Source organism: Pantoea sp. NSTU24, assembly GCF_050157905.1.
Lineage (GTDB): Bacteria > Pseudomonadota > Gammaproteobacteria > Enterobacterales > Enterobacteriaceae > Pantoea.
Genome location: NZ_JBKIWZ010000001.1, coordinates 2822358 through 2841033 on the forward strand (window position 1 = coordinate 2822358; position 18676 = coordinate 2841033).

At 54.7% G+C, this 18676-nt stretch carries 17 protein-coding genes and 1 pseudogene; 12 read left to right on the forward strand and 6 right to left on the reverse strand.

Annotated elements, in window-relative coordinates; all coding sequences use genetic code 11:
* Positions 1-117: 117 nt before the first annotated feature.
* The 6 genes from rng to csrD all read right to left on the reverse strand — a co-directional run bounded on the left by rng (position 118) and on the right by csrD (position 7134).
* Positions 118-1587: a ribonuclease G gene (gene rng, locus ACLHDD_RS13420; protein WP_313656317.1), complete on the reverse strand. Its 1470-nt coding sequence runs from the start codon at positions 1585-1587 to the stop codon at positions 118-120.
* Positions 1577-2170 (reverse strand): Maf family protein, encoded by a 594-nt coding sequence (locus ACLHDD_RS13425; RefSeq protein WP_427104507.1) that lies wholly within the window; start codon positions 2168-2170, stop codon positions 1577-1579. Before ACLHDD_RS13425 ends, rng begins: the two co-directional genes overlap by 11 nt.
* 8 nt (positions 2171-2178) lie before the next feature.
* A complete protein-coding gene (mreD, locus tag ACLHDD_RS13430) occupies positions 2179-2667 on the reverse strand; it encodes a rod shape-determining protein MreD (RefSeq protein ID WP_427104508.1) in 489 nt (162 codons plus the stop codon).
* Entirely contained in the window at positions 2664-3683 is a 1020-nt protein-coding gene (gene mreC, locus ACLHDD_RS13435; RefSeq protein WP_427104509.1) for a rod shape-determining protein MreC, read from the reverse strand. The genes mreD and mreC overlap by 4 nt, the downstream gene beginning before the upstream one ends.
* Before the next feature lie 148 nt (positions 3684-3831).
* Entirely contained in the window at positions 3832-4875 is a 1044-nt protein-coding gene (gene mreB, locus ACLHDD_RS13440; protein ID WP_003855260.1) for a rod shape-determining protein MreB, read from the reverse strand.
* A gap of 309 nt (positions 4876-5184) precedes the next feature.
* On the reverse strand, positions 5185-7134 hold the full coding sequence (gene csrD / locus ACLHDD_RS13445) for an RNase E specificity factor CsrD (protein WP_427104510.1): 1950 nt from the start codon (positions 7132-7134) through the stop codon (positions 5185-5187).
* Positions 7135-7419: 285 nt separating this feature from the next.
* On the opposite strand from csrD, the gene msrP reads away from it, so the two are divergent.
* The 12 genes and pseudogenes from msrP (at position 7420) to ACLHDD_RS13505 (ending at position 18670) form a co-directional block, all read left to right on the forward strand.
* Positions 7420-8424 carry a protein-methionine-sulfoxide reductase catalytic subunit MsrP gene (gene msrP / locus ACLHDD_RS13450; protein ID WP_427104511.1) on the forward strand — a complete coding sequence of 335 codons (1005 nt, stop codon included), beginning with the start codon at positions 7420-7422 and terminating at the stop codon, positions 8422-8424.
* A gap of 3 nt (positions 8425-8427) precedes the next feature.
* Positions 8428-9029: pseudogene (msrQ, locus tag ACLHDD_RS13455) on the forward strand (protein-methionine-sulfoxide reductase heme-binding subunit MsrQ).
* 232 nt (positions 9030-9261) lie between these two features.
* The gene (gene aroQ, locus ACLHDD_RS13460; protein WP_427105216.1) at positions 9262-9714 is read left to right on the forward strand and encodes a type II 3-dehydroquinate dehydratase; all 453 of its coding nucleotides are present in this window, start codon (positions 9262-9264) and stop codon (positions 9712-9714) included.
* A 25-nt stretch (positions 9715-9739) separates the two neighbouring features.
* Positions 9740-10201 carry an acetyl-CoA carboxylase biotin carboxyl carrier protein gene (gene accB / locus ACLHDD_RS13465; RefSeq protein WP_427104512.1) on the forward strand — a complete coding sequence of 154 codons (462 nt, stop codon included), beginning with the start codon at positions 9740-9742 and terminating at the stop codon, positions 10199-10201.
* Positions 10202-10212: 11 nt separating this feature from the next.
* A complete protein-coding gene (accC, locus tag ACLHDD_RS13470) occupies positions 10213-11562 on the forward strand; it encodes an acetyl-CoA carboxylase biotin carboxylase subunit (protein ID WP_128084845.1) in 1350 nt (449 codons plus the stop codon).
* A gap of 72 nt (positions 11563-11634) precedes the next feature.
* The gene (locus tag ACLHDD_RS13475; RefSeq protein ID WP_427104513.1) at positions 11635-11877 is read left to right on the forward strand and encodes a YhdT family protein; all 243 of its coding nucleotides are present in this window, start codon (positions 11635-11637) and stop codon (positions 11875-11877) included.
* A complete protein-coding gene (panF, locus tag ACLHDD_RS13480) occupies positions 11867-13312 on the forward strand; it encodes a sodium/pantothenate symporter (RefSeq protein WP_427104514.1) in 1446 nt (481 codons plus the stop codon). Before ACLHDD_RS13475 ends, panF begins: the two co-directional genes overlap by 11 nt.
* Positions 13313-13328: 16 nt before the next feature.
* The gene (gene prmA, locus ACLHDD_RS13485) at positions 13329-14210 is read left to right on the forward strand and encodes a 50S ribosomal protein L11 methyltransferase (RefSeq protein ID WP_427104515.1); all 882 of its coding nucleotides are present in this window, start codon (positions 13329-13331) and stop codon (positions 14208-14210) included.
* A 367-nt stretch (positions 14211-14577) separates the two neighbouring features.
* On the forward strand, positions 14578-15543 hold the full coding sequence (gene dusB / locus ACLHDD_RS13490; protein WP_009087532.1) for a tRNA dihydrouridine synthase DusB: 966 nt from the start codon (positions 14578-14580) through the stop codon (positions 15541-15543).
* Positions 15544-15566: 23 nt separating this feature from the next.
* A complete protein-coding gene (gene fis, locus ACLHDD_RS13495) occupies positions 15567-15863 on the forward strand; it encodes a DNA-binding transcriptional regulator Fis (protein WP_003855228.1) in 297 nt (98 codons plus the stop codon).
* A 534-nt stretch (positions 15864-16397) separates the two neighbouring features.
* Positions 16398-17423 (forward strand): amino acid ABC transporter substrate-binding protein, encoded by a 1026-nt coding sequence (locus ACLHDD_RS13500; protein ID WP_313656305.1) that lies wholly within the window; start codon positions 16398-16400, stop codon positions 17421-17423.
* A gap of 68 nt (positions 17424-17491) precedes the next feature.
* Positions 17492-18670 (forward strand): amino acid ABC transporter permease, encoded by a 1179-nt coding sequence (locus ACLHDD_RS13505; protein WP_427104516.1) that lies wholly within the window; start codon positions 17492-17494, stop codon positions 18668-18670.
* The last annotated feature ends 6 nt before the right edge of the window (positions 18671-18676 follow it).

The window sequence follows — 18676 nt, forward strand, 5'->3', positions numbered from 1 at the left end:
TGTGTTCCGTAAACGATGGATAGATGGTTCGTGTACCCGATCGTTTTAAGATAAAAGCGCCCGCACGCATTTTATCTCCAACAAGGGCGTTGAGTCAGCCCGACGCCCGGGCTGACATTACATCATAACGACGTCGAACTGCTCCTGCGTGTAGAGCGCTTCGACATGCACTTTAACCTGCTTGCCGACAAAGATTTCCACTTCGGCCAGCGCATGTGACTCATCGGTTTTCAACGCCTCACCGACCGTCGGTGAGACATAGACCAGAAAACGGTCAGAATCGTAGGCGTGATGGACTCTGACAATTTCACGCATGATTTCGTAGCAGACGGTTTCAACCGTTTTCAGCGTACCGCGTCCTTTGCAGACCGGGCAATCCTGACACAGCACATGCTCGATGCTTTCACGGGTTCGCTTACGCGTCATCTCTACCAGTCCCAGCGCAGAGAAACCGTGGATGCCGGTTTTGACCCGGTCTTTACTGAGTGCGCTCTCCAGCGAATGCAGGACCCGCCGACGATGGTCTTCGTTGCTCATATCAATGAAGTCGATAATGATAATGCCGCCCAGATTGCGCAGTCGCAGCTGGCGCGCAATCGCCTGAGTGGCTTCAACGTTGGTGTTAAATATTGTCTCATCCAGATTGCGATGTCCGACAAAGGCACCGGTATTGATATCTATCGTCGTCATCGCTTCGGTCTGATCGATGATCAGATATCCGCCTGACTTTAGTTCAACTTTGCGATCCAGCGAGCGCTGAATCTCATTTTCGACGTCAAACAGGTCAAAAATAGGCTGTTTGCCGTTGTAGAGCTCCAGTTTACCGGCCATCTCCGGAATATATTCACCGGTAAATTCCACCAGCATGTCACAGGTCAGACGCGAGTCTACCCGGATCCGGTCCAGCGCGGCACCGGCAAAATCGCGCAGAATACGCTGGGCCAGCGCCAGCTCGCCGTAAAGCAGACAGCGGGTCTGATTGCGCTTTTTACGCTCACTGACTTTGGTCCACAGACGTTTAAGAAAAGCGGCATCCTGTGCCAGCTCCTCTTCGCCAATCCCTTCTGCTGCCGTACGGATAATAAAGCCACCCAGATGATCGCAATAGTCCGCCACCACCGCTTTAAGCCGGTCGCGCTCTTTTTCGCTTTCGATACGCTGAGAAACTCCTACGTGCGACGCGCCGGGCATAAAGACCAGGTAACGCGAGGGCAGCGTAATATCTGTCGTCAGACGGGCACCTTTAGTGCCGAGCGGATCCTTAACGACCTGTACTACCAGGTCCTGGCCCTGGCGTACCAGTTCGGCGATGTCGCGCACGATAAAGTTTTTCTTTTCATCGCCTGCCACACATTCCGTGTGTGGCATGATGTCCGAAGCATGCAGAAACGCCGCTTTTTCCAGACCGATATCAACAAAGGCAGCCTGCATACCCGGCAGAACACGGCTTACACGGCCTTTATAGATATTGCCAACAATGCCGCGCCGCGCTTCACGCTCAATGTGTATCTCCTGAAGGATGCCGCCGTCGATATAGGCGACACGCGTTTCAGAAGGCGTGACGTTAATCAGTAATTCAGCCGTCATGTTGACCCCTTACGGCACGCAGTGACTGGAAATGGCTGATCAGCTCTGCCGTTTCCACCAGAGGCAGTCCCACCACTGCGTGATAACTTCCATTAATTTTACGGACAAAGTTTCCTCCCCTGCCCTGAATACCGTACGCGCCCGCTTTATCCATCGGTTCGCCGGTCGCGATGTAGTCGTCGATGTCGCTTCCGGTTAAGGTGCGGAAAGTCACATCCGTTGTCACAACACAATCCAGCGTCTGCTGACGGTCGGCCAGCGCCACAGCGGTCATCACCTGATGCGTCTGTCCGGAAAGTTTGCGCAGCATCGCGTGTGCATCGGCGGCATCGCGCGGTTTTTCCAGCACCTCGCCATTCAGTATCACGATTGTATCCGCACCCAGTACAGGCAGATCCTGTGCGGCCAGTCTGACGCCCGCCTGCGCTTTGTCATTAGCAAGACGGCGGACATAGATCGCCGCCGCTTCACCGGGCTGACGCTGCTCCTCAACATCAGTCACGATGCGTTCGAATGTCAGGCCAAGCTGAGTCAGCAGCTCACGACGACGCGGTGAACCGGAAGCAAGATAGAGGGATACCATAAATTTCCTTATTGGACAGCGAACTGACGACGAATTTTTCTCATTAACAAGAATAGCCAGGGCCAGAGAATACCGTCGACAACACTGCTCCAGAAAATTTCAGGTCGGAATGAAACGTTGATTACCAGGAATTCCGCCCAGAAGACAATCACATCCATCGCCAGCGACAGGACCATTACCATCAGCGCCTGCTGCCATAATGCCAGGTTGCGGAATAGCTGAAACTTAAAAGCAATCAGGTAGGCGATGATACTGAGCGCCAGCGCCCGCACACCGAGCGTGGAGCCCGCGATGAGGTCCATGATGGTACCCAGCACGAAACCGGTGCCGACATTGACCCGATGCGGCAGAGCAAGCACCCAGTAGATCAGAATCAATAGCAGCCATGAAGGCCGGAACATGTAAATATCATCCGGCCACGGCATGATCTGCAGAACGAGCGCCACCAGGAATGAGAGCCAGATGACCCAACGTCCCTGGCTGCGATATCGACTCAAGGCTGGCCCCCGCGTGAACGCGAGGTACCGCTCTGCCCACTGCTGCTGGTTGACGGTGCAGGCGGCCCCATCTGCGTGGCAGGCGCAGGCGGTCCCATTTCCCCCGCAGGCGGTAAGACCTGCGGCATCATCTGCATCAGACGCTCATTCGCTACGCGATGAACTTCATCCTGCGGCAACGGCATATCGCCATTGCGATCGGCACCCCATAACAGCAGCAGGTAGCGCAGACGCTGCAAGCCGGCGGTCGGATGAGCCTGAATCACCGTGTAAGCACGCTGCGTATCCACTTTCACCGAGGAAACCACCCCGACCGGATACCCTTCAGGGAAACGCCCGCCGATGCCAGACGTGACCAGCACATCGCCGACCCGGATATCCGTATTGCCTGGCAGATGCTCAAGCTGGAGATCTTCGGTACAGCCGTTACCCGCCGCAATCACACGAATGTCATTACGCAGAACCTGAATCGGCAGAGCATGTGAGGCATCGCAGATCAGCAGCACGCGACTGGTGAGCTGTCCGACTGCAATGACCTGACCGACCACGCCTTTATCACTGATCACCGGCTGCCCTTCATAGACGCCGTTAACGCTGCCTTTGTCGATCACGACCTGATCCGTGTAAGGATCGGTGCCGGTCGAAATGACCTGCGTCACCATCTTTTGCTCATCCTGGCGCAGCGGTGAACCCAGCAGTTCACGCAGACGTGCGTTTTCCTGCTTATATTGCCCCAGCATTAGCAGGTTACTGTTTTTCAGGAAGAGCTCGCGACGTAAGGCTTTATTTTCCTGCTCCAGCTGCTGACGGGACGCCAGCGACTCTGACACGCCATCCAGCAGCTGACGTGGCCCATTGGCCAGGAAGTAAAACGGGCTGACCGACGTATCCAGATAGTTGCGTATTTGGGTGAAAGACCCGACACGGCTGTCGGCGATGATGATGGCAATTGCCACAATGACCGCCAGAAAAAGACGCAACTGCAGGGAAGGCCCCCTGCTAAAAATCGGCTTCATATAATCTGCGTGATCCTCGACAACAGGAGAGGAAGCAGCGGCAGAATACCGTGCTTCCCTGGGCTGAACGCAATGTACCGGTAAAGACATCGCCGGTTCACATGCCGCTCCCTTGCATGATCATCGCGTTCTCAGCCGGTTGAGGCAATTATTCTTCGCTGAACAAATCGCCGCCATGCATGTCGATCATTTCCAGTGCCTTGCCGCCACCGCGTGCCACACAGGTCAGCGGATCTTCAGCGACGACGACCGGAATACCTGTCTCTTCCATCAGCAGACGGTCCAGGTTACGCAGCAACGCGCCACCACCAGTCAGCACCATGCCGCGTTCTGAGATATCAGACGCCAGCTCAGGCGGACACTGTTCAAGGGCAACCATTACCGCGCTCACAATGCCGGTTAACGGCTCCTGCAGTGCTTCCAGAATTTCGTTGGAGTTCAGCGTGAAACCACGCGGCACACCTTCTGCCAGGTTACGACCACGCACTTCGATTTCACGCACTTCGTCGCCCGGATAGGCTGAACCGATCTCATGCTTAATGCGCTCTGCGGTCGCTTCACCAATCAGTGAACCGTAGTTACGACGCACATAATTGATAATAGCTTCATCAAAGCGGTCGCCGCCAATACGGACGGAGGAGGAGTAAACCACGCCGTTCAGAGAAATCACGGCGACTTCAGTGGTACCGCCACCAATATCAACTACCATTGAACCGGTCGCTTCAGAGACGGGCAGTCCTGCACCGATCGCGGCAGCCATCGGCTCTTCAATCAGAAAGACTTCGCGTGCGCCTGCGCCCTGTGCGGATTCACGAATAGCGCGGCGTTCAACCTGCGTTGCACCCACGGGTACACAGACCAGCACGCGAGGGCTGGGACGCATAAAGCTGTTGCTGTGAACCTGTTTGATGAAGTGCTGCAGCATCTTTTCGGTCACGAAGAAGTCAGCGATAACGCCATCTTTCATCGGACGGATAGCGGCAATATTACCGGGCGTACGGCCAAGCATCTGTTTGGCGTCATGACCTACGGCCGCGACACTTTTCGGTGAACCGGCACGGTCCTGTCGGATAGCGACAACGGAAGGCTCGTTCAGCACGATGCCCTGTCCTTTTACATAAATCAGGGTATTCGCAGTACCCAGGTCAATGGACAGGTCGTTGGAAAACATGCCACGAAATTTTTTAAACATACTAAGGGATAATCCTGCAAGCTGGGGGCGGAAAATAAAATCCGCTTACTTTACCAACCACACGAAGCAGCCACAAGGCGCAAAAACGTTCTGCTTCGGTGAAAAAAGACGCCTGATTGCGTTTAAGTCATCTGAACTCATGATTCATCATGGCAGAATGGCGACCAGAGGCCATCAGCACTGCCTTTCCCGATTACTGCCCGCTTTCTTCCCGACATAAAATCTAACATTTACGGCAGAACGGGCCGCAGTTCAGACGCGGCTAAACATAAAAAAACCGCATATTGCCCTCGGTATGAAGGCAATAGATTAAATACGGTAACGTTGTGAATACTTTTTCACGTTACTGTTAACCGGAAGCGAAGGGGCAAAAAAGTCGCCCTGTCCGCCTGCCACACCCAGCGACAGCAGCGTCTGCCACTCTGCTTTGGTCCGGACGCCAGCCGCAAATACCTGAACATCCGTGCTCTTACAGACCTCCAGCAGACTCTGTACAAACAGCTGATTTTCAGTCCGCCGCTCAATGTTGCGCACCAGTCCGGCATCAAGCTTGATCACTTCCAGTGGCAGCTGCCGTATATAGGCACTGCTGACCACGGTTAAACCGGCCTGATTAACAGCAATCCGGCAGCCAAAGGCCTTTAGCGCACGGAATACCGGCGCTAACCGGTTGATGTGTTGACAAACATCTGCCTCGGCAAGTTCAAATAAAAATCGCTTTCTTTGCGATTTCGGGCACTGCAACAGCATGTTCTGTAGCCAGAGCACAAAGGTACGCTGCAGAAGCGAGTTGATTGTCACCGGAATCACCAGCGTCTCTTCAGGCCAGAGTTCAGAGAGCGCCGCGATGCGGGTCATCAGCTGACGATCCCAGCTTTCTGCCATGCCGAGCTGCTGAACCAGTGGCATATACTCTGCGGCCAGGACTTCTTTATCTCCGTCGAAAATGCGGGTCAGCATGACCCGATGCTGCACCTTTCCTTCGGTGTTTACAGCAGGTTTATGATACAGCCGCGGACCGCCACGGCTTAGCGTGTTCTCCAGCAGCGTTCGCCAGCGCACACTCCCCCGCCCCGCATCCTGAGGATTACCGGCGCCGTTAGTCCAGTTGTTACCGCCCAGCAGGGCTGCGCGCCGGGTGGCCATTTCAACGTTTTCCATCACCTGCGGCACGGTCTGACCGCTACACCAGGCGCTGATGCCGATATGAATCAGATCATCCCGATTCAGCAGTCGCATCGGAGGCAGAGAATCCACCGCATTGATCAGCTGATCGGCAATCGCGTTAGCCTCTTTGAGGCTGCGATGCGGCAGCAACACGACAAAATCGCTGCGGAAGTAACGCGCAAGCAGCGCACCGGAATAGCGCAGCACAAAGGTAGAGAGCATATTGACGAAGTTAAAGAGGTATTCCTCTGGCAGACCGGGCTCCAGGACGTCTCTCAGCGTGTCCAGATCGGGCAGACGGATCATCATCACCACGCCGTGGGTACCGACATTTTCCTGATCCTCCAGCAGCGTCGCCAGTTGGTTATCAAAGAAGAGCCGGTTATTCAGGCCGGTGCGGCCATCCTGAGCGGCAAAGGTGCGGATCAGCGTGTCGATACGCAGGCGCTGTTCGCCCGCCTCCTGCAAATCGGCCAGCAGCACATCCAGTGCGCGGCTGGCCTGGGGTGGCCACTCATCTATTGCGCGCTTCGGCACCACGCCCCTCTCACCGCTGATAATCGCCTCAGCCCGCACCTCAAGATGCTCCATGCCGCGCCACTGGCGTGCAAGCCAGCGATGCATCATCAGCAGCATCAGACTCATTATCAGCATGATGACAAACAGCAGGGTCAGCGTGGAGGTGCCGGTGATCGAGCCCAGCCAGGTTCTGGCAGGGTCGAGCGTGACGACCCGCAGGGTTAACCCGGTCTGATGTATCAGCGGCACATCGACCTGGATAAACCGGTTTGGCTCATCCTCCAGCATCGGGTTTTCATGTCGGGAAAGGGTAAGAAACGTCTGCCTGCCGTTGTGAAGCAGGATCTGCTCGGCATTCATGACTGGCATCATGCGCACCAGCCAGCGCTGCATTTCTGACGGCGTCTGGGTGAACATCGCCTGATCCACCTCCGTAGCCAGCGCCTGCGCCCGATGTTCAACCCGTTCATGACTGAACCAGAAAACACTGAATGCGCAGCCCGCCAGCATCAGTGACATGGCCAGCAGACTTAAAAACGTGATAATCGCCGATAATTTTGTGGTTAGTCGCATCCCTGTGCCTGTCTTACTGGGGTGATAACCGGATCACCCAACCTTGTACCGTCAGCCTGACGAAAACGCGAGCAAAAATAGCATAATTTGCCGCTGTCGACAGCGCCGGGTCGCATGAAGCCGAAGTATATCGTCGGGATAGCGCAGCTGACGCTGGCCGGGATACTTTTCAGTGCATTCTCATCGTTAACCACAGCCAGGAAATTTCACATTTTTGCGGCGAAAATGGCTGATATCAGTAATAGTCATCATGCTGGTTGATGACATCCTGTCTGGAGAAGACCCATGAAACGCATACCCTATCTGACCGAAGGCGACGTAACGCCAGAAAGCATTTTTAATATGAAGCGCCGTCAGGTGCTGAAAACGCTGGGACTCAGCGCGGCGGCGATGGGGATGCCAGGCGTGGCAAATGCCGATATTCTCAGCTGGTTTAAAGGCAACGACCGTCCGGCTGCTCCCGCAGGCCGGCCACTAGACTTCACTAAACCCGCGCAATATCAGGCCGATCTCACGTTAACACCCGCGGATAAAGTGTCCGGCTATAACAACTTCTATGAGTTCGGGCTCGACAAGGCCGACCCGGCGGCCAATGCCGGGACGCTGAAAACGGAACCCTGGAAACTGACCATCGACGGGGAAGTTGCAAAACCTGTGACGCTGGATATAGATGACATTTTTAAAAAGTTCGCCATGGAGCAGCGAATCTATCGCATGCGCTGCGTCGAAGCCTGGTCGATGGTCGTGCCCTGGATAGGCTTTGAACTGAATAAGCTGCTTTCTCTGGCAGAACCCACCAGCAAGGCGCGCTTTGTCGCCTTCCAGACCCTGTATGATCCCGAGCAGATGCCGGGCCAGAAAGATCGCTTTATCGGCGGCGGCCTCAATTATCCCTACGTCGAGGGCCTGCGTCTGGATGAAGCAATGCATCCGCTAACGATACTGACGACCGGCGTCTATGGTAAAGCGCTGCCGCCACAGAACGGCGCGCCGATTCGACTGACCGTGCCGTGGAAGTATGGTTTTAAGGGCATCAAGTCGATCGTCAAAATCACGCTGACCGCGACACAGCCGCCGACCACCTGGAACCAGATCGCCGCTGATGAATATGGTTTTTATGCCAATGTGAATCCGCACGTTAATCATCCACGCTGGTCACAGGCGACTGAGCGGTTCATCGGTCCGGGCGGTACGCTGAAGGTTGAGCGTCAGCCCACCCTGCTGTTCAACGGCTATGCCGATCAGGTTGCCTCACTCTATCGTGGCATGGACTTACGGGAGAACTACTAAGTGGTGCGCCTGTCGATAAAACAGATCGTGTGGCTGAAGGTGATTCTGCATCTGGCGGCGTTTCTGCCGCTGGTTTATCTGGTTTTTGCTGCGATGCAGGGGGGCTCAGCGCGGATCCGGCAAAAGATATTCAGCACTTTACCGGCCGCATGGCGCTGAAGCTGCTACTGGGGACACTGCTGGTTTCGCCGCTGGCCCGTTACGGCAAGCAGCCGCTGTTAATCCGCACCCGTCGTCTGCTGGGCGTCTGGACATTTGTCTGGGCCTCTCTCCACCTGCTGAGTTACTACCTGCTGGAACTGGGCGTGGATAACCTGCGTCTGCTGGGCAGCGAGCTGATCTCACGTCCTTATCTGACGCTGGGCATTATCAGCTGGCTGATATTACTGGCCCTGGCGATAACCTCGTTTCAGCGTGCGCAGCGCAAACTCGGCAAACGCTGGCAGACCCTGCACAATCTGGTCTATCTGGTCGCTATTCTGGTGCCAATCCACTACATCTGGTCGGTGAAAATCCTCTCTCCCCAGCCACTTATCTATGCGCTGCTGGCCGCGATCCTGTTAGCTTGGCGTTACAAAAAAGTGCTCAGATGGTGGTCCCGCTAGCGCATCGCCCGTTGTTTTCCGCTGCTGTTTTCTGATAAAAGATGTGGCCTCCCGGTCACATCCGATCATCTTCGCAGATAAGACCAGTATTTTGCTGCGAAATGACACGAAACGGATATAATGCCCGGCTTTATTGCTCGTCGGGTCTTCTTTTTCATTCTGAAAGGTGACAAATGAAGATTCGCAAGGTATTTTACGCGATGCCTCAATGATTGCGGGAGATGGCAGCACGATGGCGCATAAATTACATATTCTGCTTTTGAACGGACCCAACCTTAATCTGCTGGGAAGCCGTGAACCTGAGAAGTATGGTCACACTACGCTGCGTCAGATCGTTGACGATTTGACCCGGCAGGCAGACCAGCTGAATGTGGAGTTGAGCCACCTGCAAAGTAATGCTGAATTTCAGCTGATTGATCGCATTCATGAGGCCAAAGGCAAGGTGGATTACATCATCATTAATCCTGCCGCGTTTACCCATACCAGTGTCGCACTGCGTGATGCCTTGTTAGCGGTAGAAATACCCTTCATTGAGGTTCATCTCTCTAATGTGCATGCCCGCGAGCCCTTCCGTCATCACTCCTATCTTTCTGATGTGTCTGCTGGCGTGATATGCGGGCTGGGCGCTGACGGCTACACCTGGGCTTTACAAACGGCAGTCAAACGCCTGTCTCAAACTAATTAATCAAACTGAGTACGGAACCCCACTCATGGATATTCGTAAAATTAAAAAACTGATCGAACTGGTTGAAGAGTCTGGCATTTCTGAGCTGGAAATCTCTGAAGGTGAAGAGTCCGTTCGCATCAGCCGTGCACCTGCAAATAGCGGTTACCCGATGATGCAGCAGGCTTACGCTGCGCCTGTTCAGCAGCCTGCGCTGGCGTCGGCGGTTGCGCCTGTTGCCGCGGTTGCCGAAGCGGCACCGGCTGAGATCAGCGGTCACATCGTGCGTTCACCGATGGTAGGTACCTTCTACCGCACGCCGAGCCCGGATGCGAAAGCCTTTGTGGAAGTCGGTCAGAAAGTGAATGCAGGCGATACCCTGTGCATCGTCGAAGCCATGAAAATGATGAACCAGATCGAAGCAGACAAATCAGGCGTGGTGAAAGCGATCCTGGTTGAGAGCGGTCAGCCGGTCGAATTTGACGAGCCACTGGTTATCATCGAGTAACGGGGCAGATCATGCTGGATAAAATTGTTATTGCTAACCGCGGTGAGATTGCGCTGCGCATTCTGCGTGCCTGTAAAGAACTGGGCATCAAGACTGTTGCGGTACACTCAAGCGCGGATCGTGACCTGAAGCACGTGCTGCTGGCAGATGAAACCGTCTGCATCGGCCCGGCGCAGTCAGTTAAAAGTTATCTCAACATCCCGGCGCTGATCTCTGCTGCAGAGATCACGGGTGCGGTAGCGATTCACCCGGGCTACGGCTTCCTGTCTGAGAATGCCGATTTTGCCGAGCAGGTTGAGCGTTCTGGCTTTATCTTCATCGGTCCGAAAGCCGACACGATTCGCCTGATGGGCGACAAAGTTTCTGCGATCAACGCGATGAAGAAAGCCGGTGTTCCGACCGTACCAGGCTCTGACGGTTCGCTGACGGATGATATGGAAAAGAACCGTGCCTTTGCTAAGCGCATCGGTTATCCGGTCATCATCAAGGCATCCGGCGGCGGCGGCGGTCGCGGTATGCGTGTCGTGCGCAGCGACAAAGATCTGGAACAATCCATCAACATGACGAAAGCGGAAGCCAAAGCGGCTTTCAACAACGACATGGTGTATATGGAGAAGTATCTGGAGAATCCGCGTCATATCGAGATTCAGGTTCTGGCTGATGGCCAGGGCAATGCGATCTATCTGGGCGAGCGCGACTGCTCCATGCAGCGTCGTCACCAGAAAGTCGTTGAAGAAGCACCAGGCCCAGGCATCACGCCAGAGCTGCGCAGCTTCATCGGCAATCGCTGTGCAAAAGCCTGTATTGAGATCGGCTATCGTGGCGCAGGCACCTTCGAGTTCCTGTATGAAAACGGTGAGTTCTACTTCATTGAAATGAACACCCGTATTCAGGTGGAACACCCGGTGACAGAAATGATCACTGGTGTGGATTTGATCAAAGAGCAGCTGCGTATTGCTGCCGGTCAGCCCCTGTCGATCAAACAGGATGAAGTGGTAATTCGCGGACATGCGGTTGAGTGCCGTATCAACGCCGAAGACCCGGTGACCTTCCTGCCAAGCCCGGGTAAAATCACCCGCTTCCACGCGCCAGGCGGTTTTGGCGTGCGCTGGGAGTCGCATATTTACTCCGGTTATACCGTTCCTCCGTATTACGATTCTATGATCGGCAAGCTGATCACCTATGGCGAAACGCGTGACGTGGCCATCGCCCGCATGAAGAATGCGCTGGCGGAACTGATCATCGACGGTATCAAGACCAACGTTGATCTGCAGATGAAAATCATGTCCGATGAGAATTTCCAGCACGGTGGAACCAATATCCACTATCTGGAGAAAAAACTCGGCTTGCACGAGAAGTAATCGCAACGCTGAGTCAGTCAGAGGCCGGTTAATCCGGCCTTTTTCTTTTGCCGCTGGCGTTAAGGTTGAATCATGGATGCTCGTTTTATCCAGGCACATAAAGAGGCGCGCTGGTCTCTCTATCTCACCCTGCTCTGGCTCGCTGCCTGGGGGCTTTCCGCCTGGCTGGGTGGCAGCGCAAGCGGTGTGACCGGACTGCCGCGCTGGTTTGAACTCTCCTGCCTGTTTGCTCCCCTGTTGTTCATTTTTCTATGCTGGCTGATGGTGCGGGTGATTTTCCGCGATATGCCGCTGGAGGATAAAAATGAACGGTGAAATTATCCTGCCGTTACTGATCTATCTGGTGCTGATCGCCGCGCTGTCGATCTTTGCCGTCCGCAAAAGGCGTCAGGGCAGCTTTCTGACAGAATATTTTCTTGGCAGCCGCTCGATGGGCGGATTTGTGCTGGCGATGACCCTCACCACCACCTACATCAGCGCCAGCTCGTTTATCGGCGGACCGGGTGCAGCCTACAAATATGGGCTGGGATGGGTTCTGCTGGCGATGGTTCAGGTGCCCGCCGTCTGGCTTTCACTGGGGGTACTGGGCAAAAAATTTGCCATCCTGGCGCGCAAATACAATGCGGTCACGCTGAATGACATGCTCTATGCCCGTTATCAGAGCCCGCTGCTGATCTGGCTGGCGAGTCTGAGCCTGCTGGTTGCCTTTATCGGTGCCATGACGGTGCAGTTTATCGGCGGTGCCCGGCTGCTCGAAACCGCCGCAGGCATCCCGTATGACAAGGGACTGCTGATTTTTGGCGGCACCATCGCGCTCTATACGGCGTTTGGCGGCTTCCGTGCCAGCGTTCTCAACGACGCGATGCAGGGCATCGTAATGCTGATTGGCACTTTCCTGCTGCTGTTTGCGGTGATCCATCAGGCTGGCGGCCTCAGCATGGCCGTTGAAAAACTGCATGCGATTGACCCTGCGCTGCTGTCGCCGCAGGGACCCGGCGAGATTATCACCCCGACTTTTCTGAGTTCGTTTATCGTTCTGGTCTGCTTTGGCGTCATTGGCCTGCCCCACACGGCGGTGCGCTGCATCTCCTATAAAGACAGCAAGGCCGTCCATCGGGCCATTATTCTGGGTACCATTGTGGTGGTAATCCTGATGCTGGGTATGCATCTGGCCGGAGCCCTGGGCCGCGCGGTGCTGCCGAATCTGACCGTGCCGGACAGTGTCATACCGACCCTGATGATTACCGTCCTGCCCCCGCTGGCAGCCGGTCTGTTTCTGGCTGCACCAATGGCCGCCATTATGTCGACCATCAATGCCCAGCTGTTGCAGGCGTCGGCTACGCTGATCAAAGATCTCTATCTGCGTGTCGCCCCGCAACATCTGGAGAATGAGCCGCGGCTGCGACGCCTGTCTGGCACCATTACCTTTGCACTGGGCCTTCTGCTGTTGATTGCAGCATGGAACCCGCCCGATATGATTATCTGGCTCAACCTGCTGGCATTTGGCGGCCTTGAGGCGGTGTTCCTCTGGCCACTGGTTCTGGGCCTCTACTGGGAACGCGCTAATGCCGCGGGTGCCATTACCGGCATGGTGGCAGGCGGAGGGTGCTACGCCTTTCTGGCGAGCCTCAACCTGCAGATTCTGGGGTTTCACCCCATCGTGCCCTCACTGATTCTGAGCCTGCTGGCCTTTTTAGTGGGCAACCTGTTTGGACGCGCGCCGCATAGGGTCGACGCGCCGCAACATTGACGGAAAGAGAGACGTTATGCCGTGGATTCAAATCAAGATAAATAGCTCAGGTGAACATGCGGAAACGCTGAGCGACGCACTGATGGAGATCGGTGCCGTTTCCGTGACTTTTCAGGATACCAACGACACGCCGGTTTATGAGCCGCTGCCGGGTGAAACGCGCCTGTGGGGCGATACCGATGTTATCGGCCTGTTCGATGCAGAAACAGATATGGCTGTGGTAACCGCCGAACTGGCTCAGCATCCGCTGCTGGGCGCAGGTTTTCGCCACCGGATCGAGCAGATCGAAGACAAAGACTGGGAGCGCGAGTGGATGGAAAACTTCCACCCGATGCGTTTTGGTGAGCGCCTCTGGATTTGTCCAAGCTGGCGCGACGTGCCGGAACCTGACGCCGTCAACGTGATGCTGGATCCCGGCCTGGCGTTTGGCACTGGCACCCATCCCACGACCTCGCTCTGCCTCACCTGGCTTGACGGGCTGGATCTGGCGGGCAAGACCGTGATCGATTTCGGCTGTGGTTCGGGGATCCTGGCGATCGCCGCCCTGAAGCTGGGTGCCGCTCAGGCGATCGGCATTGATATCGATCCTCAGGCGATTCAGGCCAGCCGGGATAATGCCGAGCGCAACGGCGTTGCCGACCGTCTGTCGCTCTACCTGCCCCACCAGCAGCCCGACAATCTGCAGGCAGATGTGGTTGTCGCCAACATTCTGGCTGGTCCGCTGCGTGAGCTGGCGCCATTGATTAGCGTGCTGCCGAAGTCTGGTGGTCATCTGGGACTGTCCGGGGTGTTAGAGAGTCAGGCAGAGGGCGTCTGCGAAGCTTACGCCAGCGAATTTGCGCTTGACCCGGTGGCGGTTAAAGAGGAGTGGTGTCGGATTACCGGAATTAAATCCTGATTTTTTGCTCAGGTCTTCCCCGCAGATAGCGTGGTTTCAGGCGCAAAGCGTCGTAACAGCATATTCGACCAGCCCGCAGCGTAAGTTGCGGGCTTTTTTTACCTGAATTGGATGCTTGTATCGTTAATCACGGCATGTGACGTTTATTATCTGGTGAATTGCCGTACTTTTCTGGAAAAATTTTTGCTCACAATTTCAGCATAAATTAGTAAGCTTATGATATTAAAGAATAATTATTAATAGTTCCCATCATCGCCCGGTTTTCATTGATCTTTCTTGCTGATTGTTCAAAGTTTGGCCTTTCATCTTCCTGCAAAAATGCGTAATATACGCCGCCTTGCAGACACAGTATGGCCATTCTGACTTCATGCGTATTGGAAACCTCCAGCTGAGAAATCGACTGATTGCAGCGCCTATGGCCGGTATTACCGACAGGCCGTTCAGGACGTTGTGTCATGAAATGGGCGCAGGCATGGCAGTTTCTGAGATGTTGTCATCTAACCCCGAAGTCTGGGCAAGCGACAAATCTCGATTACGTATGGTGCACAGTGATGAGCCAGGCATTCGCGCCGTGCAGATTGCCGGTTGCGATCCCAGCGAAATGGCGCAAGCTGCACGCATTAATGTCGAGGCTGGTGCACAGGTCATCGACATTAATATGGGGTGCCCTGCCAAGAAGGTTAACCGCAAAATGGCGGGTTCAGCCTTGCTGCAATATCCTGCCGTGGTGGAGTCCATTCTCTCCGCAGTGGTTAATGCAGTGAACGTGCCGGTCACGCTGAAAATTCGTACTGGCTGGGATCCTGAAAACAGGAACTGTGTCGCGATTGCCCAATTGGCTGAACGCTGCGGTATTCAGGCTCTGACGATACATGGCCGCACTCGTGCCTGCCTGTTCAACGGAGAAGCTGAATATGACAGCATTCGGACAGTTAAGCAGAGTGTTTCCATTCCGATTATCGCGAATGGAGACATAACTGACCCGCATAAAGCCAGAGCGGTGCTCGACTATACAGGGGCCGATGCTCTGATGATAGGACGCGCTGCTCAGGGAAGACCGTGGATCTTCCGGGAAATCCAGCATTATCTGGACACTGGGGAGCTGCTTGCCCCGCTGCCACTGGCAGAGGTCAAGCGCTTGCTTGTTTCGCATATACGTGAGCTGCACGACTTTTACGGTTCAGGCAAGGGATACCGTATAGCGCGTAAGCACGTCTCCTGGTACCTGCAGGAGCATGCCCCTAATGACCAGTTTCGGCGCACATTCAACGCCATTGAGGATGCCAGCGAACAGCTGGAGGCGTTGGAGGCATACTTCGAAAATCTTGCGTAACGAAATAAAGAGCTGAAAGAACTATGTTCGAACAACGCGTAAATTCTGACGTACTGACCGTTTCTACCGTTAACTCACAGGATCAGGTAACTCAAAAACCTTTACGTGATTCGGTTAAACAGGCACTGAAGAACTATTTTGCTCAACTGAATGGTCAGGATGTGAGCGACCTGTATGAGCTGGTTTTGGCTGAAGTCGAGCAGCCTCTGTTGGACATGGTGATGCAGTATACCCGTGGCAACCAGACCCGTGCTGCCCTGATGATGGGTATCAACCGCGGCACGCTGCGTAAGAAACTGAAAAAATACGGCATGAACTGAGTTTTAGTTCAGTCTGTTAATCACGCCAGCCTTCGGGCTGGCGTTTTTATTTGTGCGTCATCCCACAAAGTCACGGCAATGAGCATGAAACAGTTTCCCGTATTATGGTAACTATAGTTGCAGTTGCTGACGTGATATTTTGCCCTCTCTTCTTTTCCTCCTTTCGCGACTGTTTATTTCTGATCTGGCTCTCTTTCCCTGTCATCACTGATTGTGTGATTTTCTGCGCATTAAAAAGCAACAGATTCTTTTCATACATTCCTGCCTGAGTGAACGCTCACACTGCTCTCATAGAGTGAAACTATTTGCACTAATTGTGATCGGGTCGACTCGCATTGCTTCCTTTTGGTGCGCGATATTAGCGGAACTTTTCCAGGTGCTTCCGATTATTAACCGTTCTTTCAGCCTTGTTCAGGCCTCTGCAAACCTGGCACCAGCTTTGCAGAGTCGTGGATGGCTGACAGCCACAGACAGGAAAAACGCACAGTAAAGTGCGCAAACATAACAACATAATCCCGCCACACAGGATGCTTTATGAAAAAGATGATGCTCTCTACGCTGATCGCCGCGGCCTCGCTGGCTGGCCTTGCTCAGCAGGCACACGCAGGCACCACACTGGATGCGATAAAGAAAAAAGGATTTGTTCAATGTGGGATCAGTGACGGCTTGCCGGGCTTTTCCTATGCCGATGCCAGTGGCAAGTTCACGGGTATCGATGTGGATGTCTGTCGTGCTGCGGCTGCCGCAGTATTTGGCGATGCCACCAAAGTGAAATATACCCCGCTGACCGCCAAAGAGCGTTTTACCGCCCTGCAATCCGGCGAAGTCGATGTGCTGTCACGTAACACCACCTGGACCTCATCACGCGATGGCGGCATGGGCTTTCTGTTTGCGGGCGTGAACTATTACGACGGTATCGGCTTCCTGACTCACCAGAAAGCCGGTCTGAAAAGTGCAAAAGAGCTGGATGGCGCCACTGTCTGTATCCAGGCGGGCACCGACACTGAGCTGAACGTGGCAGACTTCTTCAAAGCCAACAAAATGCAATATACCCCGGTGACCTTTGACCGTTCCGATGAGTCGGCCAAAGCGCTGGATAGCGGCCGCTGCGACACGCTGGCCTCTGACCAGTCGCAGCTTTATGCACTGCGTATCAAGCTGGGCAAGCCTGACGACTTCATTGTGCTGCCAGAAGTGATTTCCAAAGAGCCGTTAGGACCGCTGGTACGCCGCGGTGATGATGACTGGTTCACTATTGTGAAATGGTCTCTTTACGCCATGCTGAATGCGGAAGAGATGGGTATCTCCTCGAAGAATGTCGACCAGATGGCTGCGAAGCCAACGACGCCTGATATGGCGCACCTGCTGGGCGCAGAAGGTGATTTTGGTAAAGATCTGAAGCTGGATAATAAGTGGGCCTACAACATCATCAAGCAGGTGGGCAACTATCAGGAAAGCTTTGACCGTAACGTCGGTAAAGATAGCGCACTGAAGATCGCTCGCGGTCAGAATGCGTTGTGGAACCAGGGCGGCATTCAGTACGCTCCGCCGGTACGTTAACAGACCTCGCCAATCGGGCACCGTATTCTGCGGTGCCCTACCCCAGCTTTCGTTACTGAGGTTTCAACATGTCACAACGCCCAACCGTGAAAAGGGATTTTTCATTTGGTAATCCCACGGTTCGCGCCTGGATTTATCAGCTCATCGCCGTTGTCGCGGTGCTTGGTGTGGTGGGTTATCTGGTACACAACACCATTATCAACCTTGCCAGTCGCGGCATTACATCGGGATTTGGATTTCTTGAGCGCACGGCCGGTTTCGGCATCGTGCAACACCTGATTGAGTACACGGAGGGAGATACCTACGCGCGCGTGTTTATGGTCGGATTAACCAACACGCTGCTGGTGTCTGCGCTCTGTATTGTTTTCGCGTCGATTATTGGATTTGCGGTTGGTCTGGCCCGCCTGTCTGATAACTGGCTGCTGCGGAAGCTTTCAAATATCTATATCGAGACCTTCCGTAACATCCCGCCCCTGCTGCAGATCTTCTTCTGGTACTTTGCGGTACTGCGCAACCTGCCCGGCCCGCGCCAGGCACTGAACGCCTTCGATCTGGCCTATGTCAGCAATCGCGGGCTCTACGTGCCGTGGCCGACCTACGCACCGGGCAGCTGGCCGTTTATTATCGCATTGCTTCTGGCATTAGCCGTGAGCTATGGTCTGTTCCGCTTCAACCGGACGCACCAGCTGAAAACCGGTCAGTTACGTCGCACATGGCCCGCTGGGGTGGGGATGCTGATCCTCTTTCCGCTGCTGGCCTATATCGGGTTTGGCCCGGCAACGCACTGGGATGTGCCGCAACTGCGCGGGTTCAACTTCCGCGGGGGCTCGGTGATGATTCCGGAGCTGGCGGCACTGACGCTGGCACTGTCGATCTATACCTCGTCGTTTATCGCGGAAGTCATCCGATCCGGCATCCAGTCGGTGCCGCATGGTCAGCATGAAGCCGCACGATCGCTGGGCCTGCCAAACCCGGTGACACTGCGTCAGGTGATTATTCCGCAGGCCATGCGGGTAATTATTCCGCCGCTGACCAGCCAGTACCTGAACATCGTGAAGAACTCCTCTCTGGCCGCCGCCATCGGTTATCCCGATATGGTGTCGCTGTTTGCCGGTTCGGTCCTGAATCAGACCGGCCAGGCTATCGAGACGATCGCAATCACGATGGGCGTTTACCTGATTATCAGCCTGCTGATATCGCTGCTTATGAACGTCTACAACCGCAAGATTGCGCTGGTTGAGCGTTAAGAGAAC

What these genes read in the sequence shown, in the direction of transcription:
- ACLHDD_RS13505 (WP_427104516.1), top strand. Translation starts at nt 17,492, where the DNA reads ATGTCACAACGCCCAACCGTGAAAAGGGATTTTTCATTTGGTAATCCC.
- mreC (WP_427104509.1), bottom strand. Translation starts at nt 3,683, where the DNA reads ATGAAGCCGATTTTTAGCAGGGGGCCTTCCCTGCAGTTGCGTCTTTTT.
- aroQ (WP_427105216.1), top strand. Translation starts at nt 9,262, where the DNA reads ATGGCGCATAAATTACATATTCTGCTTTTGAACGGACCCAACCTTAAT.
- csrD (WP_427104510.1), bottom strand. Translation starts at nt 7,134, where the DNA reads ATGCGACTAACCACAAAATTATCGGCGATTATCACGTTTTTAAGTCTG.
- accC (WP_128084845.1), top strand. Translation starts at nt 10,213, where the DNA reads ATGCTGGATAAAATTGTTATTGCTAACCGCGGTGAGATTGCGCTGCGC.
- ACLHDD_RS13475 (WP_427104513.1), top strand. Translation starts at nt 11,635, where the DNA reads ATGGATGCTCGTTTTATCCAGGCACATAAAGAGGCGCGCTGGTCTCTC.
- prmA (WP_427104515.1), top strand. Translation starts at nt 13,329, where the DNA reads ATGCCGTGGATTCAAATCAAGATAAATAGCTCAGGTGAACATGCGGAA.
- msrP (WP_427104511.1), top strand. Translation starts at nt 7,420, where the DNA reads ATGAAACGCATACCCTATCTGACCGAAGGCGACGTAACGCCAGAAAGC.
- ACLHDD_RS13425 (WP_427104507.1), bottom strand. Translation starts at nt 2,170, where the DNA reads ATGGTATCCCTCTATCTTGCTTCCGGTTCACCGCGTCGTCGTGAGCTG.
- mreB (WP_003855260.1), bottom strand. Translation starts at nt 4,875, where the DNA reads ATGTTTAAAAAATTTCGTGGCATGTTTTCCAACGACCTGTCCATTGAC.
- accB (WP_427104512.1), top strand. Translation starts at nt 9,740, where the DNA reads ATGGATATTCGTAAAATTAAAAAACTGATCGAACTGGTTGAAGAGTCT.
- dusB (WP_009087532.1), top strand. Translation starts at nt 14,578, where the DNA reads ATGCGTATTGGAAACCTCCAGCTGAGAAATCGACTGATTGCAGCGCCT.
- rng (WP_313656317.1), bottom strand. Translation starts at nt 1,587, where the DNA reads ATGACGGCTGAATTACTGATTAACGTCACGCCTTCTGAAACGCGTGTC.
- panF (WP_427104514.1), top strand. Translation starts at nt 11,867, where the DNA reads ATGAACGGTGAAATTATCCTGCCGTTACTGATCTATCTGGTGCTGATC.
- ACLHDD_RS13500 (WP_313656305.1), top strand. Translation starts at nt 16,398, where the DNA reads ATGAAAAAGATGATGCTCTCTACGCTGATCGCCGCGGCCTCGCTGGCT.
- fis (WP_003855228.1), top strand. Translation starts at nt 15,567, where the DNA reads ATGTTCGAACAACGCGTAAATTCTGACGTACTGACCGTTTCTACCGTT.